Below are 21,918 nucleotides of genomic sequence, written 5' to 3'. Positions count from 1 at the left end.
GGACACCTTTTTGACGCTGAAAGAACCCAACCGAAAGACAGCGGCGATGGCGCCACTGTCCTGTTATGGCTGGCTTATAGTCGATGGAATTTGGCGAGTAAGGCCAGTGACAAGGTGGTTAACAGGATTGCGATCACGGCATAGAGATAGACTCCAGACCACTCCCAGTTGTTCTTCACTAATATCACCGGTACGCCCGCTAACGCCGCGCCGACATAGCTAAACAATCCGCGGAAGCCAGTTATCGATCCCGCCGCATCTTTGTGAGTGACGTCCAGACAACCTACGGCAAAAAGCATATGCGGCCCGTACAGGGCGAAACCCATAATGGTGAAGAGAATGGCCGTAATGGTATATGAGGTATCCTGAACCAGTGGGATTAAGGTAATACATACGCACAGCATTAATGCGAATATTAAGCCTGTCATCCAGCGGTTACTTTTAAACATAAAGTCAGATAAGTAACCCGCCAGTAACCCTCCGGCAAGTCCACCGGCTTCAAACCACGAGATAATGGAGTTGGCTTTAATCAGGCTCCAGCCATGTACCTGAGAATAGTAAATTTGCGGCCAGTCATTGAGGATGGTGCGGGCAATATAAACGGACATATCGCCAATGATAATAATCCACACTAATGGGTTAATCAGGATATATTTGACGAAAATCTGCCAAAAGGAGAGATTTACCGGACTGGCTTTCACTTGGGCAAGCTCTGTTGGATCCTTACGCCATTCGCCAACGTTAGGCAAACCTAAGGTCCCGGGACGGTCTTTAATCGTAAAGAGCGCTACGATCCCCATCAGCAAGGAGATTGCGCCCGGTACATAAAAACCCATTTTCCAGCTACCGCTCCAGACAATCGCGAAACTTGTCAGCAGTGGGGCGAGACTCCCGCCAATATTATGCGCCGCTTCAACGACCGCCCACCAACGTCCGCGTTCATTCTTGGAAAACCAGGATGCCATGATCTTTGCCATTGGTGGAAAACTGGTGCCCTGGAGGATAGCATTGAGGCTGTACAACACATAAAACGCGGCAACGCTGTCGGAAAAACCAAACAGAATATTAACGATCCCCACGCCAATGAGCACCGGGCCGGTCATGGCTTTCGGATTGATTTTATCAACCAGCATGCCGCCAACAAACTTCATTGAGCCATACAGGATGTAAAACAGTGAAGACATGATGGCAAAATCTTCTGCGGTCAGAGTGGTATCTGACAGCATGGCCGGCATGGCGGCTGAGAAGTTTTTACGTGTTAAATAAAAGACCGCGTAAGAGATAAAAACCGAGGTAATAATCTCTATCCTGAATTTTTTGTAAGTATGGTCAATCTCTTTTTTTTCTTTTACAACCGGCTTATCAGCCTGGCTGAATATAAATGATTTCAAGCTCATATGATCTTCCCTTCAGACAGTGCTTGTGGGGTTATAATCCATTTTCGATAAAGAACAAAAGCGACTCGAATCCGTGAAAATTAATCTGATTGTTAATTAAATTTCTGACCGCGGGTTTTGCTCGCCAGGCAATACCAGTGCCAGCATACGTGAGCATGGGAATATCGTTGGCGCCATCACCGCAGGCGATAATATTATGCTGAGGCATCTGCAGAGAGTCGGCAAGCATGGCCAATGTTTTTTGCTTATTTTCTGCATTCATGATTGGCGCGGAAATATTATCTGTCAGCATACCATTCCTGACTTCAACGGTATTTGAAAATATATAGTCCAGCTGATATTTCTGTTGTAAGCGGTGGGTGAAAATATCCAGTCCGCCGGAAATGATCGCTGTTTTAAATCCTTTTTGCTTGAGGAATGGCAAAATGGTGGTGATGCCGGGAGAGGCCGTCATCCGATCGCATACGGCATTAATGACATGGATGTGTGTCCCTTTTAACATTCCGATGCGCCGGGTGAAACTGTTATTGAAATCCAGTTTTCCTTCCATCGCTTGCTGCGTCAGTTTCGTTATCTGATCGGTGATGCCTAGCGCGCGGGCAATCTCATCCACACCTTCTTCCTCGATAAACGTCGAGTCCATGTCAAAGGCGATGATCCCGTTCATCGGGATGATTTGCGGTTTTAGGAAAAAATCAAATTGCTGAGTGAACGATGTAGCCCTTAGTTTCTTGTATATGTCATCGGTGAATATTTCATCGGGTATTGATAATTTTAAATACGGTTTATTGAATGCGGCTATAGATAATTGTTCCAGTGCGCACGGATATTGTTTGGTCTCGGTATTTAGAAATGTATTGTGCAGCCATGCCTGAAGTTTTTCAGGATCTTTTGCACTAATAAAATAAATAATTGCCATTATGTCACTCCTGTAAATTAAGGTTATTGTAATAGTAGAGGGTGACGATTGAATCCTGCTTTATCACAGATGTGAATGTTAAAAAAAAGATAAAATAGTATTGTTTTTTATACCAATAAATAAACAAAGTCTGAAAGGTATCATTTTTGATATACACGTCACGGTCTGTTGCTACTGGCGGTATATTCTATTTTGACTAACAGGGATGGGTCTAAAATGGAAAGTTGTATTGATATTTTTAAAGTCGTCATTGGGCCTTCCAGTTCAAGAACAGTAGGGCCAATGCGTGCCGCGTTTAACTTCATTTCACAATTAAAGCTACAGGAGATCTTACCGCTAACGCGAGAAATCGAGGTTGAGCTATACGGCGCGCTCTCATTAAGCCGCAAGTGTCATAACGTTGATATCGCTCTTTATCTGGGGCTGTTGGGCAATCAGCCGGATGATGTTGATTTACGCCAGCAGATGGATCTCATTAAACGTGCTGAACAGGACGGCACCCTGACGCTTTCTCCTTCAGTTACCGTGACGGTCGCGATTAAGCCGAATCAACAACCGCATTCTGGCCATCCCTATGCGATGACGTTTCGTGCCAGGGATGATTATTTTACGTTGTATGAAGAAACATGGTTTTCAACCGGCGCCGGACAGGTTCGCAAACCCGGCGAGCCGGCGCCCGAGAGAGCCGCGCAAAAAAACGCATTTCCTTTTGCGTTTCAAAATGCCGCGCAGCTGCAGGCGCTGTGTCAGCGTAATGGATTATCCGTTGCGGCATTAATGATGAAAAATGAATTACAGGTGCATTCCCAGGCGGCGTTGCATGACTATTTCGCGCATGTTTGGGCGGTAATGCAGCAGGCAGTCCATCGTGGTCTGCATACTGAAGGCCTACTGCCCGGCTCGTATCAGGTGCCGCGCAGGGCCTGCTCGCTCTATAAATTACTGGCAATGAAACCCTCTGCTAACGACTTTCTCACCAACCTCAACTGGGTGAATGCGTTTGCGATTGCCGTCAGCGAGGAAAACGCCGCTGGAGGGCGAGTGGTGACCGCGCCGACCAATGGTGCGAGCGGTATCATCCCTGCGGTCCTCAGTTGGTACGATAAGTTTGTCTGTAAGTTGGATAGCGCATCGGTTATCCGCTTTTTCCTCACCGCTGGCGCCATCGCGCTACTGTTCAAACAAAACGCGTCTATTTTAGGTTCTGAGGTTGGGTGTCAGGGAGAGATCGGCGTGGCCAGTTCGATGGCCGCAGCCGGATTAGCAGAACTGATGGGGGCGTCAGTTGCTCAGGTGCTGAATGCCGCAGAAATCACCATGGAGCACCATCTCGGACTGACCTGCGATCCGCTTGGCGGGCAGGTACAAATTCCCTGCGTCGAACGAAACGCGATTTCGTCCGTAAAAGCGATTAACGCCGCAACGATGGCGATGAGCCGTGTCAGCGAGCCATGCGTTTCGCTCGATGAGGTGATTGCCGCCATGTATGAAACGGGTAAAGACATGAGCGCGAAGTACCGTGAGACGTATCACGGCTGCCTTGGGAAAATTCAGCCCAAAAATCGGGGAGGGCGGCATGAAATATAACACCATGAATAATGATGAAATCATCTTGTCATTATGCGCTCGCATCAGAGAAACGCGGATTTCTCTGGCGCTAACGCAGCAGCAACTTGCTGACCGCGCACAGGTCGGCATTGCGACCATTAAACGCATTGAGAAAGGCGGCGGCCTCAATCTGGACACGCTTATCTCCCTGTTGCGTGCACTGAATAAGTTGCATCACCTGGATGCAATCTTATTCGAGTCTGAAGTGCGTAATTTTAACGAAGGTTATGAAGGCGGTGAGAGCGTGGGGCGATTACAGGTACGCCAACAGGCGGCCGATCTAAATCGTAAAGCGTCCGCGCCGCAGTCAGAAGAGATGAGCTACAGCGCGGCAATAGAAAATACGCTTTACTGGTGATCACTTCAGCAAATACTGGGCATGAAAGCGCAGGTGATCCTCAATAAACGACGCAATAAAGTAATAGCTGTGGTCGTAACCTGGCTGGATACGCAGTGTCATTGGCCATGCGGTTTGACGGGCTGTTTCCGCCAGCACTGCGGGCTGCAACTGATCGGCAAGAAACTGATCGCTGTCTCCTTGATCAATTAGCGTCGGAATCGCGTCTGCGGGCTTGCTGGCCAGCATTAATTCGCAGCTGTCCCACTCAGCCCATTGTGTTTTATCTTCACCCAGATAAGCGCTAAAAGCCTTTTCGCCCCACGGAACGCGACAAGGGTTTACGATCGGCGCAAAGGCTGAAACGCTGGTGTATCTCCCGGGATTTTTCAGCGCCATAATCAATGCGCCGTGACCCCCCATAGAGTGCCCGCTGATCGCGCAGCGATCGCTGACGTTAAACTGAGACTGAATCAGTGCCGGAAGCTCATCACGCAGATAGTCATACATACAAAAATGCGTTGCCCATGGCTGCTGAGTGGCATTGAGGTAAAATCCCGCGCCCTGGCCTAAATCGTAACCATCATCGTTGGCAACCTGCTCGCCGCGCGGGCTGGTGTCTGGCATCACCAGAACAATACCGAGCTCAGCCGCGATGCGCTGTGCGCCGGCTTTGGTGGTGAAGTTTTCATCATTGCAGGTCAGGCCCGACAGCCAGTACAGCACCGGAGGCGGGGAGTTATCGCGGGGTGGTGGAAGAAAAATACTGAAGGTCATGGCGCAATTTAACGTGGTGGAGTCGTGACGCCAGCGTTGCTGCCAGCCTTCAAAACAGCGGTGCTCTTCAAGCATTTCCATGCGTGGCTCCTTGTTGTGTTGAACCTGTATGTGTTTGCGAACTCACCATAATACAGATTATTCATTGCACTGTGAGTAACTTTCACTTCCGCATTGAGCAAACATACTTCATCATCTATATAACTTTACATTAACACTCGACGTCACCGGGCTGAACAGAAAGTGAAGTTGCTACAGCTGAAAGGCTGTGCCAATTTCAATAATTATCGCGGTGAATACTGGATTATGTGCGCCGCCTCACGCACAATGTTCTGGCTGTGATACAGCCTAAAAACTTTGCCCCATGCAGGGCAGAGGCGCCCCACCTGCAGGAGAAGAAGAAATGTCATCACTCAGTAAAGAAGCGGCACTGGTTCATGAAGCGCTGGTTGCGCGTGGTCTCGAAACCCCGCTGCGCCCGCCCGTGCAAGAGATGGATAACGAAACACGCAAACGTCTTATCTCTGGCCATATGACCGAGATTATGCAATTGCTCAATCTCGATTTGAGCGATGACAGTCTGATGGAAACTCCGCATCGCATTGCGAAAATGTATGTCGATGAGATTTTCTCCGGCCTCGATTACGCCAACTTCCCGAAAATCACCGTCATTGAAAATAAAATGAAGGTGGACGAGATGGTCACGGTCCGCGATATTACGCTGACCAGCACCTGCGAACACCACTTTGTCACTATCGATGGCAAAGCGACGGTGGCGTATATTCCGAAAGATTCGGTTATTGGTCTGTCGAAGATTAACCGCATTGTGCAGTTCTTCGCCCAGCGCCCACAGGTACAGGAACGCCTGACCCAGCAAATTCTCACCGCGCTGCAAACGCTGCTCGGGACGAATAATGTGGCGGTGTCGATTGATGCGGTGCATTACTGTGTGAAAGCGCGCGGCATTCGTGATGCGACCAGTGCGACCACCACCACTTCTCTTGGTGGATTGTTTAAGTCCAGCCAGAACACGCGTCAGGAATTCCTGCGCGCAGTACGTCATCACAACTGATTAGGGCAGGAACCATGGAGCGTAATGTCACGCTGGATTTTATTCGTGGCGTCGCCATTCTTGGTATCCTGCTTCTCAATATTAGCGCCTTTGGCTTGCCAAAGGCGGCATACCTCAATCCTGCCTGGTATGGCGACATCACCTTATCCGATGCCTGGACCTGGGCGCTGCTCGATCTCTTTGCGCAGGTAAAATTCCTCACGCTGTTTGCGCTGCTGTTCGGTGCCGGTCTGCAAATGCTGCTCCCACGCGGTAAACGCTGGATCCAGTCACGGCTTACGCTGCTGGTGTTATTGGGTTTTATTCACGGTTTACTCTTCTGGGATGGCGATATCCTGCTGGCATATGGCTTGATCGGCCTGATTTGCTGGCGGCTGATCCGGGATGCGCCGTCGGTAAAAAGCTTATTTAACACTGGTGTGCTGCTGTATCTGGTGGGCGTTGGCGTACTGCTGCTGTTGGGTGTGATCTCCGGGAGCGAAACCAGCCGCGCCTGGACGCCGGATGCTTCAGCGTTGCTGTATGAAAAATACTGGAAAGTGAACGGCGGAATGGAAGCAATCAGCAATCGCGTGGATATGATGTCCAATAGCTTGCTGGCGTTGGGTGCTCAGTACGGCTGGCAACTGGCGGGGATGATGCTGCTCGGCGCGGCATTAATGCGCAGCGGTTGGCTAAAAGGGCAGTACAGTTTGCAGCACTATCGACGTACCGGCGTGCTGCTGGTCATTATTGGGATGGCGATAAACCTGCCTGCTATTATCGCTCAGTGGAATCTGGACTGGGCCTACCGCTGGTGTGCTTTCCTGTTACAAGCCCCGCGAGAGCTGGGAGCGCCGATGCAGACCATTGGTTACGCCGCGCTGATGTACGGTTTCTGGCCGCAGCTTAGCCGTTTAAAATGGGTCATTGCCGTCGCCTGTGTGGGACGCATGGCATTAACCAACTATCTGTTACAAACCTTAATCTGTACCACGCTGTTCTATCAATTCGGCTTATTTATGAAATTCGACCGGCTGGAGCTGCTGTATTTCGTCATCCCGGTCTGGGTCATTAACTTACTTTTCTCCGTGATATGGCTACGTTATTACCGCCAAGGCCCGGTGGAATGGCTGTGGCGTCAATTAACCCTGCGTGCTGCAGGGACATCATTACCGCGAACATCCAGATAACGATCTGGATCACATTCATTAACAAAATGGATGTAAGCGCTTTCATTCCTGTGACATCACTCACGCAGTCCGTTTCATTGTGCTGACAAAATACCCAGCCTGGGGTGTCTGCGGGCAGCCGCAATCTAAAACAGGGCAGTGAATATGGTAACCATTCGTGATGTGGCACGGCAGTCTGGCGTTTCTGTAGCGACCGTTTCCCGCGTACTGAATAACAGTGCGCTGGTGAGTCCCGATACGCGTGAAGCGGTAATGAAAGCAGTCACTCAGCTTGGCTATCGACCTAATGCCAACGCACAAGCGCTGGCGACGCAGGTAAGCGACACGATTGGTGTTGTCGTCATGGATGTATCAGATGCGTTTTTTGGCGCGCTGGTAAAAGCCGTGGATATGGTTGCCCAGCAGCATCAGAAGTATGTCCTGATTGGCAACAGCTACCATGAGGCGGAAAAAGAACGTCATGCCATTGAGGTGTTGATTCGCCAACGCTGCAACGCACTGATTGTACACTCTAAAGCACTGAGCGATCGGGAACTGGCCGAGTTTATGGATCAAATCCCCGGCATGGTGCTTATCAATCGCCTGGTACCGGGTTACGCCCACCGTTGCGTCTGCCTGGATAACATCAGCGGCGCTAAAATGGCGACCCGTATGTTGCTGAATAATGGTCATCAACGCATCGGTTATCTGGCATCAAGCCATCGCATTGAAGATGACACCATGCGCAAAGAAGGGTGGTTAACTGCTCTGAAAGAGCAGGGGATTGTTGCGGCAGAAAGCTGGGTCGGCACCGGTTCGCCCGATATGCAGGGCGGAGAGTCTGCGATGGTGGAATTGCTGGGGCGCAATTTACAACTGACGGCGGTCTTCGCTTATAACGACAATATGGCCGCTGGCGCGCTGACAGCGCTAAAAGATAACGGTATCGCTATTCCATTACACCTTTCAATCATTGGCTTCGATGATATTCCCATCGCGCGTTACACCGATCCGCAGCTAACCACCGTGCGCTATCCCATTGCCTCTATGGCAAAAATGGCGACGGAACTTGCACTACAGGGCGCGGCTGGCACGTTGGATCCGCAGGCGACGCATTGCTTTATGCCGACGCTGGTACGTCGCCATTCAGTGGCGCTGCGGCAGAATGCGGCACCGATCACTAACTTATAACGCAGCGCGATGTAACCGCTTTCAATATGTGAGTAAATTCACAGTATATTAACAATGCGATAGCTATGATGACACTGTTTGTTGCGCTGTAACTACTATGTAACGGTGAATAATCACTTTCATCGAGGTATAGCTGCCTTAAACGATAATTAAAGCCTGTTTTGGGAGCGTTGCCAGACACGGAAGAAATATTTTTAAAAGTGAACTTCGGCGTTCAGTAACACTTCAGTAACGTTCTGCCTGCCGAGCATTTATCTCAAGTACTACCCTGCATAATAAAACCGGAGATACCATGAATAAGAAGGTGTTGACCCTGTCTGCTGTAATGGCAAGCATGTTATTCGGCGCGGCTGCGCACGCTGCTGATACCCGTATTGGTGTGACTATCTATAAGTATGACGATAACTTTATGTCAGTGGTACGTAAGGCTATTGAAAAAGATGCCAAAGCGGCGCCAGATGTACAACTGCTGATGAACGACTCGCAGAACGACCAGTCCAAACAAAACGATCAGATCGACGTGCTGCTGGCAAAAGGCGTTAAAGCACTGGCGATTAACCTGGTTGACCCGGCAGCTGCAGGCACGGTCATTGAAAAAGCACGCGGACAGAACGTACCGATCGTGTTCTTCAACAAAGAACCTTCTCGCAAGGCGCTGGACAGCTATGACAAAGCGTATTACGTCGGTACTGACTCTAAAGAGTCCGGTATTATTCAGGGTGATTTGATTGCCAAACACTGGGCAGCTAACCCGAACTGGGACCTGAACAAAGACGGCAAAATTCAGTTTGTTCTGCTGAAAGGCGAACCGGGACACCCGGATGCTGAAGCACGTACTACTTACGTGATTAAAGAGCTGAACGACAAAGGCATTAAAACTGAGCAACTGCAGTTAGATACTGCAATGTGGGATACCGCTCAGGCGAAAGATAAGATGGATGCGTGGATGTCCGGTCCGAACGCGAACAAAATCGAAGTCGTTATCGCCAACAACGATGCTATGGCAATGGGCGCAGTTGAAGCGCTGAAGGCACACAATAAAACCAGCGTACCGGTATTTGGCGTGGATGCCCTGCCTGAAGCACTGGCGCTGGTGAAATCTGGCGCTATGGCCGGTACCGTGCTGAACGATGCTAATAACCAGGCGAAAGCCACCTTTGATCTGGCGAAAAACCTGGCTGATGGCAAAGGTGCGGCAGATGGCACTAACTGGAAAATTGAGAACAAGATTGTTCGCGTTCCGTACGTAGGTGTCGATAAAGATAATCTGGCCGAGTTCACCAATAAGTAAATACTCCGTCTGTGGGCGCAATTTCATTGCGCCCTTAATAACGCACTCTGCAAGGCCAACAAGGTATAATTATGGTCAGCACACATACTCAGTCGTCAGGCGAATACTTGTTGGAAATGACCGGCATCAACAAGTCCTTCCCCGGCGTTAAGGCGCTTGATAATGTCAATTTAAAAGTCCGCCCGCATTCTATTCACGCCTTAATGGGGGAGAATGGCGCGGGGAAATCAACATTATTGAAATGTCTTTTCGGCATCTATCAAAAAGATTCCGGCAGTATTTTATTTCAGGGTAAAGAAATCGATTTTCATTCTGCTAAGGAAGCGCTTGAGAATGGTATTTCGATGGTACACCAGGAATTAAACCTGGTATTACAACGCTCTGTGATGGACAACATGTGGCTGGGACGCTATCCCACCAAAGGCATGTTTGTCGATCAGGAAAAAATGTACCGCGATACCAAAGCGATATTTGATGAACTGGATATTGATATCGATCCGCGTGCGCGCGTCGGCACATTATCCGTTTCACAAATGCAGATGATTGAAATTGCGAAGGCGTTCTCCTATGACGCCAAAATCGTCATCATGGATGAACCAACTTCATCGTTAACCGAGAAAGAAGTTAATCATCTGTTCACTATCATCCGTAAGCTGAAAGAGCGTGGATGCGGTATTGTTTATATTTCTCACAAAATGGAAGAAATTTTCCAGCTGTGTGATGAAATTACCGTTCTACGCGACGGCCAGTGGATTGCGACCCAGCCGCTGGAAGGGCTGGATATGGATAAGATCATCGCCATGATGGTAGGGCGTTCACTGAACCAACGTTTTCCGGATAAAGAAAACAAACCTGGTGAAGTCATTCTGCAAGTGCGTAACCTGACCTCGCTGCGTCAGCCGTCGATTCGTGATATCTCGTTTGATTTACACAAAGGGGAAATTCTCGGGATTGCCGGTCTGGTGGGTGCAAAACGCACGGATATTGTTGAAACGCTTTTTGGTATTCGTGAGAAATCATCGGGTACGATTACGCTACATGGCAAAAAGATTAATAACCACAGTGCAAATGAAGCCATCAACCATGGTTTTGCGCTGGTCACGGAAGAGCGCCGCTCAACCGGTATTTATGCGTATCTGGACATTGGTTTTAACTCGTTAATTTCTAATATCCAAAATTACAAAAACAAAGTCGGTCTGTTGGATAATTCCCGCATGAAGAGTGACACCCAGTGGGTAATTGACTCCATGAGGGTGAAAACACCGGGCCACCGTACGCAAATTGGTTCACTTTCTGGCGGTAATCAGCAAAAGGTGGTTATTGGTCGTTGGTTATTAACGCAGCCAGAAATTCTGATGCTGGATGAACCGACGCGTGGAATCGATGTTGGCGCGAAATTTGAAATTTACCAGTTAATTGCCGAACTCGCGAAAAAGGATAAGGGGATTATTATTATTTCCTCTGAAATGCCGGAGCTGCTGGGTATTACCGATCGTATTCTGGTGATGAGCAATGGTCTCGTTGCCGGAATTGTTGACACTAAAACAACAACGCAAAACGAAATCCTCCGTCTTGCGTCTTTGCACCTTTAAGATTAGGGGCTCCTCATGAGTGCGTTAAATAAGAAAAGTTTTCTTACTTACCTGAAAGAAGGCGGAATTTACGTTGTTCTTTTGGTTTTGCTGGCGATTATTATTTTCCAGGATCCCACTTTCTTAAGCTTACTGAACCTGAGTAATATTCTCACGCAATCCTCGGTGCGTATTATTATCGCATTGGGTGTGGCTGGACTGATTGTTACCCAAGGGACCGACCTGTCGGCGGGGCGTCAGGTTGGCCTGGCGGCAGTGGTGGCAGCGACTTTGTTGCAGTCGATGGAGAATGCCAACAAGGTGTTCCCGGAAATGGCGACGATGCCGATAATTGTAGTGGTGCTGATTGTCTGCGTGATTGGTGCCATTATCGGTCTGGTGAACGGTATTATCATTGCTTACCTGAACGTGACGCCGTTTATTACCACCCTGGGTACGATGATTATCGTTTACGGGATCAACTCCCTGTACTACGACTTCGTCGGCGCATCGCCAATCTCTGGCTTTGACAGCGGATTTTCAACCTTTGCACAGGGCTTTATTGCACTGGGCAGTTTCCGACTCTCCTACATCACCTTCTACGCGCTGATTGCCGTGGCCTTTGTGTGGGTGCTGTGGAACAAGACCCGCTTCGGTAAAAACATTTTCGCCATCGGCGGAAACCCGGAAGCTGCAAAAGTGTCTGGGGTAAACGTTGCGCTGAACCTGTTGATTATCTATGCGTTATCTGGCGTGTTCTATGCCTTCGGTGGTTTGTTGGAAGCCGGGCGTATCGGCTCGGCGACCAACAACCTCGGCTTTATGTATGAGCTGGATGCGATTGCGGCGTGCGTGGTTGGTGGCGTGTCGTTCAGCGGCGGGGTAGGTACCGTGTTTGGCGTGGTGACCGGTGTGATTATCTTCACCGTCATCAACTACGGTCTGACCTACATCGGCGTAAACCCTTACTGGCAGTATATTATCAAGGGCGGCATTATCATTTTCGCGGTCGCGCTGGACTCACTGAAGTACGCGCGTAAGAAGTAATCGTACAATGTAAAAAGCCCGGTGCAGCGCAACCTGCACCGGGCTTTTTTATCTGCGTTACAACGTTAACGCATGTTCTTTCTCTCCGGGTTTAAATTTCACCTCGCCCAGATCAATACAGGCTACCGGGCAAACGTGACCGCACAATAAACATCCCACACATTTTTCCGTATTGCAGTGCGGTGTACGGGTTTCCTCATTCCATTCCATCGCCTGATGCCCGCCGTCATAGCAGGAGATGTAGCAACGACCACAGCCGACGCATTTATCAAGATGGATGTTCGGATAGACAATGTAGCTACGGTCAAGCTCCTCGGCGGGGATGATATTGGCATTGGCCAGACCCACCATCTCCTCCAGTGAGTCAAACCCTTGATCGGCGAGATAATGTGACAGCCCGCTGATCATGTCCTCCACAATCCGATATCCATACTGCATGATCCCGGTGGTCACCTGCAGCGTGGCCGCGCCTAACAGTAAAAACTCGGCGGCATCTTCCCAGGTCTCAATTCCTCCAATGCCGCTAATCGGAAAATCCCGCAGTTCAGGGTGCATGCGTAGTTGTTGGATAAATCTCAAAGCAATAGGTTTAACGGCCTTGCCGGAGTAGCCGGAAATACTAGATTTACCGTTGACGACCGGCATCCCGATTTTCCTGTTCAGGTCGATATTAGTGATGGATTTAACCGTATTGATGGTCGCGATACCGTCGGCTCCTCCGCGTTTTGCCGCCAGCACCACCTCACACATATCACCAATATTTGGTGTCATTTTAGCCAGCATTGGCAGGGACGAACCGCGTTTAACCGCCCGACAGTATTTTTCAACCAGCTCAGGGCTTTGTCCTACATCGCTGCCCATAGCATGCGAGGTCATTTGCGGGCAGGAGAAGTTACACTCGATCATATCTGCACCCGCTTCTTCAACCAGGCGGGCCAGTTCCTGCCATTGCTGCTCATTTTCCCCCATGATCGACGCAATCAGAACCTTATCCGGGTAGTCTTGTTTCAGTCGCCGAATAGCAGCCAGATTCTCCTCCAGCGGATGCTCGGCAATTTGCTCCATGTTTTTGAAGCCAATAAAGCCGGTATCTTCTTTGCTGAGATGGTCAAAACGTGGGGAAACTTCATTCGCAATAAAGAAACCGATCGTTTTAAAAACAATGCCGCCCCAACCGCTATCATAGGCTTTGGCGCACATTTCATAACAGTTGCCCACCGGGGAGGAAGAGAGGCAGAACGGGTTGGGAAATTTGACGCCGCAAAAGGTAATAGAAAGATCTTTCGTTAACATGAGCAAGCTCCCTCTAAATAGTGATGAATGGCCTGAGCGGCTTCTTTTCCGGTTTTCACGGCGTAAACGACCGTTTTATCGCCTTCAACAATATCGCCCGCAGCAAACAGAGCCGGATCAGCAGTTTGGTAGTTTTGCGTATTGATTAGATTGCGCTGTGGCTTTAACGTGGCGAAATTATCAAGCTGAGCGTGTTGACCGACGGCAAGAATAATGTGCTCGGCTTCTAGCATGAGTTCGCCTGGCAGGCGTACGTGCTTAAAGGTAACTTGATTTCCGCTTACCGCCACGGGCGTGAAACCGTCAATAATCGACACGCCTAATGCCTGGGTGCTGCTGAATTCTTTATCGCTGGCCGGAAAATCAGCCAGTTCTTCACGCGCGACACAGGTGACTGACGGGCAGCCCAGCAGTTTCAACGTACTGGCGACATCCATCGCCACGTCGCCACCGCCGATGATCAATGCACTTTTGGCGACGGTAATATCTCCGATTGATTGCCGGGCTCTTTGCAGAAAATCGACGGCAATTTCAACGTGATTCGCTTTCTCAAAAAGAGGCAATGTTGAGCCGTAAGACATACCTGGGGTAACCAGTACGGCGCGATATTCTGCTTTGAGTTGCTCAACGGAAAGGGCATTGCCGACTTCACAATTGCACTTGATGGTCACGCCCATTTCAACGATACGGGCAATTTCATGATCCAAAACCGAATGCGGCAAACGAAACTCTGGGATGCCATAGCGCAACCAGCCGCCTGGCTGAGCCTGTTTTTCGAAGATGGTTACGTCATAACCAAGATTGCTCAGCGTTACGCTGGCCTGTAATCCTGCCGGACCTGCACCGATAATGGCGACCTTGCCCAGCGTTTTTGTTGCCGGTTGATAGATTTTCATCGCGGTCTGCTGTTCAAAATCGGTAATAAAGCGCTGCAGACGCGCAATATCGATAGGTTTATCAATTCCTGAACGCGTACACCCGCGCTGGCATAATTTTTCGGTTGGGCAAACTCGAGCGCACACCGCACCGAGCGCATTATTTTCGCGGATAGTTTCGGCTGCGCCTTTAAAATTACGGAAATAAATGGAGCGAATAAATTTCCCCGGGTCGGTTTGCGCCGGGCAATCCTGACTACAGGGGGCATCGTGACATAATAAACAGCGGGAAGCCTCTTTTATTGCTAATAATGGGGTAAAAGCAGGCGTGAGCTCATCCAGATAATTTTGTTGTGGCATATTTTCTTCCTTAATGCTTGAGTAAATTAAGGCAAACCGTTAATAACAAAATATAAAAAGTGAAAGGCTATTCTTAAGGCTAAGCACTGCAGGAAGAGTATTCTGTGAAAGGATTCACAAATAGAAGATAGTTTGAGGGAAATGCTGACGGGCAGCATTAATCCCTTATCTTGAAATGGTAACTATTATCAAAATATTAGCTATTCTCAAACGCTAATATAAAGGCAAATGCGTTATCGATAAAAAACTAAGTAAATAACCATACCGAAGGATAAGCACCCGCATCCAGCATAAACCAGTACGTAAGACCAAAATTGCAGCGGCTCTTGATTGCGATAAGCGAAAACCGGTTCGCGCGCATTCTTTTTAATTTTATCTACGGCTCCCGAGCGCCAGCCTTTCCAGGCTTCACGAAAACAAAACACGGGAATGAGCAGAAAGGCCAACACGACGAAAAGGGTTTGTACATCCATGCTTATTTTCCTTGTTTCTTTTGTAATTCGAGCAGTTGTTCAGGCGTGACTGCCGGATATCCCTGTGCATCGTCCGGTACCTGATGCATGGTAGGGATAGGGACCAGTGGGCCTAAAAAGCGGGGTTCACGTTTAAAAATGTAGAGATCGGCAAGTGCGCCAAAACGGGCGCCAAATTCACGTACCCGCACGGTGAGCATATCTTTTGGCGAAGGTACGGCGTAGCACTGGGCCTGGATACCCATATGGAGCGCAATAAACAAGGCACGCTCACAGTGGAATCGCTGGGTAATAATGATGAAATCGTTGGTATCGAACACCTTACGGGTACGCACGATGGAGTCGAGCGTTCGGAACCCGGCGTAATCAAGCACGATGTCAGCGGGATCGACGCCTGCGGCAATCAGATCTTTACGCATCGTCATGGGTTCGTTGTAGCTTTGCTGCGCGTTGTCGCCGCTTAACAGCAGATAGTTTACCTTCCCGCTGTTATAGGCGTTCAATGCGCCCTGAATGCGGTAGCGGTAATACTGATTGATGACGCCGGTGCGGTAATACTTCGCCGTGCCCAGAACCACTCCTACCTGGCGGTAGGGTAAATCCTGCAGTTCGTCGTAAATGTAGGGAGCAGTCTTCCAGCTCATCCACCGATCGAGTCCAAGCACAGTCAAAAGCAGCAAGCCCAGCAGGACTAACAGGCTGTAAAACACGCGCTTTAACATGCAGAAAACTCGTTATTTGGATGGAATTTCAATCAGGCTACTGTACCGGAAGACGTAGCGCAAGAAACAGTAATCTGATTGAGGGGATTTTAGTCACTGTTGCCCGATGACGTTACGCCATCGGGCAACACGACTTAGTCGAGTAGCACGCGCTCTATATTGTCGCAGCCCAGTGCTTTCAGCGTGGCAGATGTCGCATCCCACTGAATTAACGGCGCATCGGCTTTTTCAGCCAGCACGGCGCGTTGGATATCTGGATAATCATAACCGTTCAGATTCAACAGGTTCAACGCGCCTTGCAGTGGTGGCAGGGTTGGGTTAAAAGCGGCATTTTCAGCATAGCTGCCGCTAAAAATACGACCATCTTTACACTCCAGTGCCACGCCGCTTGGGGATTTGCTGTACGGCATATGACATCTATTGGCAGCGGTGATTGCTGCCTGGGTCAACGCATCGCCCTGCAGTGCGAAGCCGTGATCCTGATCGTCCATCAGCAGCGTTTTAATCTCCAGATCCTTCGGGCCGAAGGCATCTGGCAGATAATCGCGTAGTACGTGTGGCGCACGTCCCGGCAGATGAATACGTAAATCCAGTCCGCTGTTTAGTTCGTTCATAAACTGGCGACAGTGGCCGCACGGCGTGTAGTTGACGGTGATGGCGGCGAGCCCTTTTTCACCGCGCAGCCAGGCGTGGCTGATAGCGCTTTGCTCGGCATGAACAGTTTGCTGCATGGTCGCGCCCAGGAACTCCATGTTCCCACCGAAGTACCAGTTGCCGCTGATGCCGCGAGAAATAGCCCCAACGTTGAAATTGGACAGTGGAGTACGTGCGCAGGCCGCAGCCAGCGGCAGCAGAGCGAATGCCAGCGCGTCTTCGTCCAGTCCCGATTCGCGTTTCAGCAAAGAGACCTGCTCAGCAGTCAGCATGGCGGGGAAATGCGCATCCGCCAGAACAGGGGCCAGGGCTGATTGCAAGTTATCCGCGAGTTGGGCAAAAGCAGTTTGAAAACGTGGATGCATGGCGATGCCTCATAACAATGTAATGGAATCGTAGTTTACGGACCTGTTATGGCTTTATATGTGATCTAAATCCCATTACGTATGCAACTTATGAAACTTAAATGAAAAATGTGCAACGCATCGCAAATAAATAGCTAAAAAATGAAGGTTAACCCACCACCGCCAGAATAATCGGGAACAGGAATGGGGCAACCAACGAGGTGATAATGCCGCAAATAACCAGCGCCAGAGAACTAAACGCGCCTTCCTGGTAGTCCAGTTCTGCACAGCGTGCGGTACCCAGGGCGTGCGACGCGGTGCCCATTGCCAGCCCCCGAGCGGCCTTGGTGCGAATGCGCATCGCATTAAGCAACGTATGACCAAATACTGCCCCGAGGATACCGACAAAAATAACGCATACGGCGCTGATAGCCGGAATGCCGCCAATACTGCCTCCCACGGCCATAGCGATAGGCGTGGTGACCGATTTTGGCATGATAGACGCGGCAATTTGCGGTGATGCGCCCATCAACAAAGCGATTGTTGTACCTGTTACCATCGCCACAACGCTCCCGGCAAAACAGATAGCAATGATTGATTTCCAGCGGGCGCGAATTTGGTGCAACTGTTCGTATAACGGATAGGCCAGCGCGACCACGGCAGGTTGCAGTAAATCGTTCAGTACTTCGCTGCCTTTGAAATAGTGATCGTAGGGAATGCCGGTCAGCAGCAGAATGGGAATAATCACCACCATGGCAACCAGCAGCGGGTTCAATAGCGGCATTTTAAATCGTGCAGCCAGCTTACGTGCGCCAAAAAATACCGCCAGCGTAAGAGGTAACGACCACCAGATATACGACATCATTCTTTAGACCCTTTTTGCCCAACGATTTTGCGTTCACCGTGCACAATGTGCGAGCTCCAGCTCACCACCAGGAAAACGACCAGCGTACTGATGGTACAGGACACCACTACCGGACCAAATTGTGCGCGGAGCAGGTCAAAGTACTGCATGATCCCCACGCCAATCGGGACAAACAGCAGGGCCATATAACGAATCAGCACGTAGCAGCCAGGGTTAACCCATTTTGCCGGTAACACCTGCAAAGCCAGTAAGACAAACAGAATCAGCATGCCGATAATGCTGCCCGGAATGGTGATAGGAAGTAGCGACGCAAGAAAAATACCTGCGTAGAGGCAGGCATAAATCAGGACGAATGCGCGCAAATATTGCCAGATAACGTTCAGTGCTTTGCTCATAGTTGAAACCCTTGACGAGACTGATTCATCATACAATTAAACTTAAAAACGTGCTACCGATCACATCATGAATTCTAAGCATAGAGGAAATAGATATCTGGAACATCGGGCGATGGCCCTAACTCTCCGCGCTAAGCCTGTGCCAGATAATACAAAAAACGATTCAGGGCGGTAGTAGGTGTTTCGTTGTTGCGCCAGAATACGCCGACGCTGCCTTTTTGTTCAATCTTCGGCAGATTCAGAATAGCCAGCTGTCCCTGGGCGGCATACCGTTGTGCCAGACGCAAAGAAAGAATAGAGATCATATCGCTACTTTGCAGCAGGTTGGTACTGACGTTGATCGACGCCGATTCAATGATGTTTTCCGGCAACATGACGCCGTTATCAACCAGCGCATTATCAATGCTTATCCGGATAGGGGTTCCTGTCGGCCAGACAATCCAGCGCCAGTTCGCCAGATCGTGCCAGGTGAGCAAGGGATATTTTGCCAAGGGATGATCGGGACGGGCGACGAAACAGACCGGCTCGGTATACAGCACCTGGTAATTGAGCGGCAACTGAAGCGCCCGGCCACCGACGCGACCGACGACGACATCCACCGAACCCGCGAGCAGATCGTGCAGCAGCGGGGTCATCACTTTCTCTTCGATATTAAGGTTCAGGGTTGGCAACTCTTTGAGCAAACCCAGTATTGCCAGTGAAACGCAGTCGGTCGCTACGGGTGAGCAGCCAATCTTCAGACTTCCCACCAGGCCGCCTTGCTTAAAACGGGCGATTTCATATTGCGAACGTTCCATATCATTGAGCAGGCGTTGGGCATGCTGCAGTAACAGCTTGCCGCCTTCGGAAGGACGCAAGCCTTTGCTGTGACGTTCAAAGAGGGTGATGCCAATCTCATCTTCGAGCTGTGATAACCATTTTGACAACGCTGGCTGGGTGATATTCATCATCCGTGCGACGTGAGTCAGGTTTCCCTGTTCGCCCAGCGCGATAAGCGTTTGCAGGTGTTGCAACTTAAGTTTCTGCGCCCAATTTGCCATTTGCTATAACCTCCAGGTTATGCCTCTGCATGAAAAGCCATTGTACATTTCATCTCCAAACATACAAAGTCGCAACATACCCAAAACAAAACAGACATCTACTCTACCTGCACTGAGGCATTCACTATGACTCATCAACGTGATCTACAAGCACTGATCGATTCCGCTCCCGTCGGTAAGACCCAGTGGCGCGTTATCATTTGCTGTTTTCTGGTCGTCATGCTTGACGGATTTGATACCGCAGCTATTGGCTTTATCGCTCCCGACATTCGTACTCACTGGCAGCTGACTGCCGGCGATCTGGCGCCGTTGTTTGGCGCAGGCCTGTTGGGGCTAACCGCTGGCGCATTGCTCTGCGGCCCATTGTCTGACCGTTTTGGCCGTAAACGGGTGATTGAACTCTGCGTGGCGCTGTTCGGCGCCCTGAGCCTGATTTCGGCTTTTTCTCCCGATCTACAAACGCTGGTTATTTTGCGCTTTCTTACCGGGTTAGGTTTGGGCGGCGCGATGCCAAATACCATCACCATGACGTCAGAGTACCTGCCAGCGCGGCGGCGTGGCGCGCTGGTGACTATGATGTTTTGTGGATTTACCCTGGGGTCGGCGATGGGTGGAATTGTGAGCGCGCAACTGGTGCCGGTTATTGGCTGGCACGGCATTCTGGTGCTGGGAGGCGTTCTACCACTCATGCTGTTTGTGGCTCTGCTGTTTGCGCTACCGGAATCCCCGCGCTGGCAGGTTCGTCGCCAACTGCCGCAAAACGTGATTGCCAGAACCGTTAGCGCCATCACCCGGGAACGTTATGACACTACCCATTTTTATCTCAACGAGGACACAGCGATTGCTAAAGGAAGCATTCGCCAGCTGTTCGTCGGGCGACAGCTGCCCATTACCCTGATGCTATGGGTAGTGTTCTTTATGAGCTTGCTGATTATTTATCTGCTCTCCAGTTGGATGCCAACGCTGTTAAACCATCGTGGAATTGATCTGCAGCATGCCTCATGGGTAACTGCCGCCTTCCAGATTGGAGGAACGCTGGGGGCGCTGGCGCTGGGCATGCTGATGGATAAATACAATCCTTTCCGCGTGCTGGCCGTGAGTTATGCACTGGGCGCAGTGTGCATCGTCATGATTGGCCTGAGCGAGAACGGTCTGTGGTTGATGGCTCTGGCTATTTTTGGCACCGGCATTGGTATCAGCGGTTCTCAGGTTGGTCTAAATGCGTTAACCGCCACGCTATATCCGACACAAAGCCGGGCGACGGGCGTCAGCTGGTCTAATGCGGTGGGGCGCTGCGGCGCGATTGTCGGCTCGCTTTCTGGCGGCGTGATGATGGCGATGAATTTCTCATTCGATAACCTGTTTTTCATTATTTCCGTCCCGGCGGCCATCAGCGCGGTGATACTTATGCTGCTGACGGTTGTTATCCGCCAGTCGGCCTCTGCCTCAAATACTCTGCCTCGCGCAGGTGTTGTGAATGAATAAGGAGAATCCCTATGTCTGAACTGAATCAGGATGTTAAGAACAGCCGTCAGCAGTTTTACCAGCATATTTCCGGGCAGAATCTGACCCCTCTGTGGGAGTCGCTGCACCGCCTGGTGCCGCCAACACCGAACGCACATTGCGCGCCTGCGTACTGGAACTATCAGGAGATCCGCCCTCTGCTGTTAGAAAGTGGCGATCTGATTGGCGCGAAAGAGGCGATTCGCCGCGTGCTGGTGCTGGAAAACCCAATGTTGCGCGGACAGTCTTCAATCACTCCAACGCTGTACGCAGGATTGCAGTTAATTATGCCGGGCGAGGTTGCGCCGAGTCACCGCCACAACCAGTCTGCACTGCGCTTTATTGTCGAAGGGAAAGGGGCATTTACCGCCGTGGATGGCGAGCGCACCCAGATGCATGAAGGCGATTTTATTCTGACGCCGCAGTGGCGCTGGCACGATCACGGCAACCCGGGCAGTGAACCGGTGGTGTGGCTGGACGGTCTGGATTTGCCGCTGGTGAACCTGCTGGGCTGCGGCTTTGCGGAAGACTACCCGGAAGATCAGCAGCCGGTCACGCGCCAGGAAGGGGATTACTTACCGCGCTACGCGGCCAATATGTTGCCGCTGCGTCATCAGAAGGGTAACTCATCGCCGATTTTTAACTATCGCTACGATCGCAGCCGTGAAGCGCTACATGACCTGACCCGTATGGGCGACGCCGATGAGTGGGACGGTTACAAGATGCGTTACGTCAACCCGGTAACCGGCGGTTATCCCATGCCTTCGATGGGAACCTTCCTGCAACTGTTGCCGCAGGGCTTTTCCTCACGAATGGCGCGTACCACTGACAGCACTATCTATCACGTGGTGGAAGGAAGTGGGCAGGTCACCATCGGTAACGAGACCTTCAACTTTTCGCCAAAAGATATTTTTGTGGTGCCGACCTGGCACGGCGTGTCGTTCCAGACCCACGAAGATACCGTCTTATTCAGTTTTTCGGACAGACCGGTTCAGGAAGCGCTGGGGCTGTTCCGCGAAGCACGCTATTAATT

Annotated in this window: 21 protein-coding genes; 10 read left to right on the top strand and 11 right to left on the bottom strand. The window is 50.4% G+C overall.

What is annotated here, in order from left to right:
* Positions 1-74: 74 nt before the first annotated feature.
* A complete protein-coding gene (locus G4551_RS15675; RefSeq protein ID WP_003840104.1) occupies positions 75-1,397 on the bottom strand; it encodes an MFS transporter in 1,323 nt (440 codons plus the stop codon).
* 31 nt (positions 1,398-1,428) lie between these two features.
* On the bottom strand, positions 1,429-2,316 hold the full coding sequence (serB, locus tag G4551_RS15670) for a phosphoserine phosphatase SerB (RefSeq protein ID WP_003840106.1): 888 nt from the start codon (positions 2,314-2,316) through the stop codon (positions 1,429-1,431).
* A gap of 216 nt (positions 2,317-2,532) precedes the next feature.
* Between serB and G4551_RS15665 the strand changes: the two genes are divergently transcribed.
* Together G4551_RS15665 and G4551_RS15660 are read left to right on the top strand one after the other, a co-directional pair.
* Complete coding sequence (locus G4551_RS15665; RefSeq protein ID WP_071524317.1) at positions 2,533-3,903, top strand: L-serine ammonia-lyase; 1,371 nt, start codon at positions 2,533-2,535, stop codon at positions 3,901-3,903.
* A complete protein-coding gene (locus tag G4551_RS15660) occupies positions 3,893-4,282 on the top strand; it encodes a helix-turn-helix domain-containing protein (RefSeq protein ID WP_003840109.1) in 390 nt (129 codons plus the stop codon). The genes G4551_RS15665 and G4551_RS15660 overlap by 11 nt, the downstream gene beginning before the upstream one ends.
* Here the strand turns inward: G4551_RS15660 and fghA are convergent, their stop codons facing one another.
* Complete coding sequence (gene fghA / locus G4551_RS15655; protein WP_003840112.1) at positions 4,283-5,119, bottom strand: S-formylglutathione hydrolase; 837 nt, start codon at positions 5,117-5,119, stop codon at positions 4,283-4,285. It abuts the gene before it with no gap.
* A gap of 322 nt (positions 5,120-5,441) precedes the next feature.
* On the opposite strand from fghA, the gene folE reads away from it, so the two are divergent.
* The 6 genes from folE (at position 5,442) to mglC (ending at position 12,361) form a co-directional block, all read left to right on the top strand.
* Entirely contained in the window at positions 5,442-6,110 is a 669-nt protein-coding gene (gene folE, locus G4551_RS15650) for a GTP cyclohydrolase I FolE (protein ID WP_003027410.1), read from the top strand.
* Between the two features lie 14 nt (positions 6,111-6,124).
* Positions 6,125-7,282 carry a DUF418 domain-containing protein YeiB gene (gene yeiB, locus G4551_RS15645; RefSeq protein WP_003840115.1) on the top strand — a complete coding sequence of 386 codons (1,158 nt, stop codon included), beginning with the start codon at positions 6,125-6,127 and terminating at the stop codon, positions 7,280-7,282.
* A 144-nt stretch (positions 7,283-7,426) separates the two neighbouring features.
* The gene (gene galS, locus G4551_RS15640; RefSeq protein ID WP_003027402.1) at positions 7,427-8,452 is read left to right on the top strand and encodes an HTH-type transcriptional regulator GalS; all 1,026 of its coding nucleotides are present in this window, start codon (positions 7,427-7,429) and stop codon (positions 8,450-8,452) included.
* Positions 8,453-8,744: 292 nt separating this feature from the next.
* Positions 8,745-9,743, top strand: coding sequence for a galactose/glucose ABC transporter substrate-binding protein MglB (gene mglB / locus G4551_RS15635; protein WP_003027399.1), 999 nt, complete (start codon positions 8,745-8,747; stop codon positions 9,741-9,743).
* 71 nt (positions 9,744-9,814) lie between these two features.
* Positions 9,815-11,335: a galactose/methyl galactoside ABC transporter ATP-binding protein MglA gene (gene mglA / locus G4551_RS15630; RefSeq protein WP_003027396.1), complete on the top strand. Its 1,521-nt coding sequence runs from the start codon at positions 9,815-9,817 to the stop codon at positions 11,333-11,335.
* A gap of 15 nt (positions 11,336-11,350) precedes the next feature.
* The gene (gene mglC / locus G4551_RS15625) at positions 11,351-12,361 is read left to right on the top strand and encodes a galactose/methyl galactoside ABC transporter permease MglC (RefSeq protein ID WP_003027393.1); all 1,011 of its coding nucleotides are present in this window, start codon (positions 11,351-11,353) and stop codon (positions 12,359-12,361) included.
* Positions 12,362-12,418: 57 nt separating this feature from the next.
* On the opposite strand, the gene preA is transcribed toward mglC, so the two are convergent.
* The 8 genes from preA to G4551_RS15585 form a co-directional block, all read right to left on the bottom strand.
* Positions 12,419-13,654: an NAD-dependent dihydropyrimidine dehydrogenase subunit PreA gene (preA, locus tag G4551_RS15620; protein WP_003027389.1), complete on the bottom strand. Its 1,236-nt coding sequence runs from the start codon at positions 13,652-13,654 to the stop codon at positions 12,419-12,421.
* Positions 13,648-14,889, bottom strand: a complete 1,242-nt coding sequence (locus G4551_RS15615) for an NAD(P)-dependent oxidoreductase (RefSeq protein WP_003840117.1) — start codon at positions 14,887-14,889, stop codon at positions 13,648-13,650. The genes preA and G4551_RS15615 overlap by 7 nt, the downstream gene beginning before the upstream one ends.
* A 233-nt stretch (positions 14,890-15,122) precedes the next feature.
* Positions 15,123-15,362, bottom strand: coding sequence for a DUF2542 family protein (locus G4551_RS15610; protein WP_003027385.1), 240 nt, complete (start codon positions 15,360-15,362; stop codon positions 15,123-15,125).
* A gap of 2 nt (positions 15,363-15,364) precedes the next feature.
* On the bottom strand, positions 15,365-16,084 hold the full coding sequence (gene sanA / locus G4551_RS15605; RefSeq protein WP_003027383.1) for an outer membrane permeability protein SanA: 720 nt from the start codon (positions 16,082-16,084) through the stop codon (positions 15,365-15,367).
* Positions 16,085-16,218: 134 nt separating this feature from the next.
* Positions 16,219-17,103 carry a cytidine deaminase gene (gene cdd, locus G4551_RS15600; RefSeq protein WP_003027381.1) on the bottom strand — a complete coding sequence of 295 codons (885 nt, stop codon included), beginning with the start codon at positions 17,101-17,103 and terminating at the stop codon, positions 16,219-16,221.
* A gap of 148 nt (positions 17,104-17,251) precedes the next feature.
* Positions 17,252-17,947, bottom strand: coding sequence for a CidB/LrgB family autolysis modulator (locus tag G4551_RS15595; protein WP_003027380.1), 696 nt, complete (start codon positions 17,945-17,947; stop codon positions 17,252-17,254).
* Positions 17,944-18,342: a CidA/LrgA family protein gene (locus tag G4551_RS15590; RefSeq protein ID WP_003027379.1), complete on the bottom strand. Its 399-nt coding sequence runs from the start codon at positions 18,340-18,342 to the stop codon at positions 17,944-17,946. Before G4551_RS15590 ends, G4551_RS15595 begins: the two co-directional genes overlap by 4 nt.
* A 131-nt stretch (positions 18,343-18,473) precedes the next feature.
* Positions 18,474-19,382 carry a LysR substrate-binding domain-containing protein gene (locus tag G4551_RS15585; protein ID WP_003840122.1) on the bottom strand — a complete coding sequence of 303 codons (909 nt, stop codon included), beginning with the start codon at positions 19,380-19,382 and terminating at the stop codon, positions 18,474-18,476.
* A gap of 126 nt (positions 19,383-19,508) precedes the next feature.
* On the opposite strand from G4551_RS15585, the gene mhbT reads away from it, so the two are divergent.
* Both mhbT and gtdA read left to right on the top strand, forming a co-directional pair.
* Positions 19,509-20,867 (top strand): 3-hydroxybenzoate transporter MhbT, encoded by a 1,359-nt coding sequence (mhbT, locus tag G4551_RS15580; RefSeq protein ID WP_003840125.1) that lies wholly within the window; start codon positions 19,509-19,511, stop codon positions 20,865-20,867.
* A gap of 11 nt (positions 20,868-20,878) precedes the next feature.
* The gene (gene gtdA, locus G4551_RS15575; RefSeq protein WP_003840127.1) at positions 20,879-21,916 is read left to right on the top strand and encodes a gentisate 1,2-dioxygenase; all 1,038 of its coding nucleotides are present in this window, start codon (positions 20,879-20,881) and stop codon (positions 21,914-21,916) included.
* Positions 21,917-21,918 lie beyond the last annotated feature (2 nt).

The sequence above is a fragment of the Citrobacter freundii ATCC 8090 = MTCC 1658 = NBRC 12681 genome (assembly GCF_011064845.1).
Lineage (GTDB): Bacteria > Pseudomonadota > Gammaproteobacteria > Enterobacterales > Enterobacteriaceae > Citrobacter > Citrobacter freundii.
The sequence above is the reverse complement of the archived record's forward strand: the minus strand, read 5'-3'. Positions and strand labels throughout refer to the sequence as shown.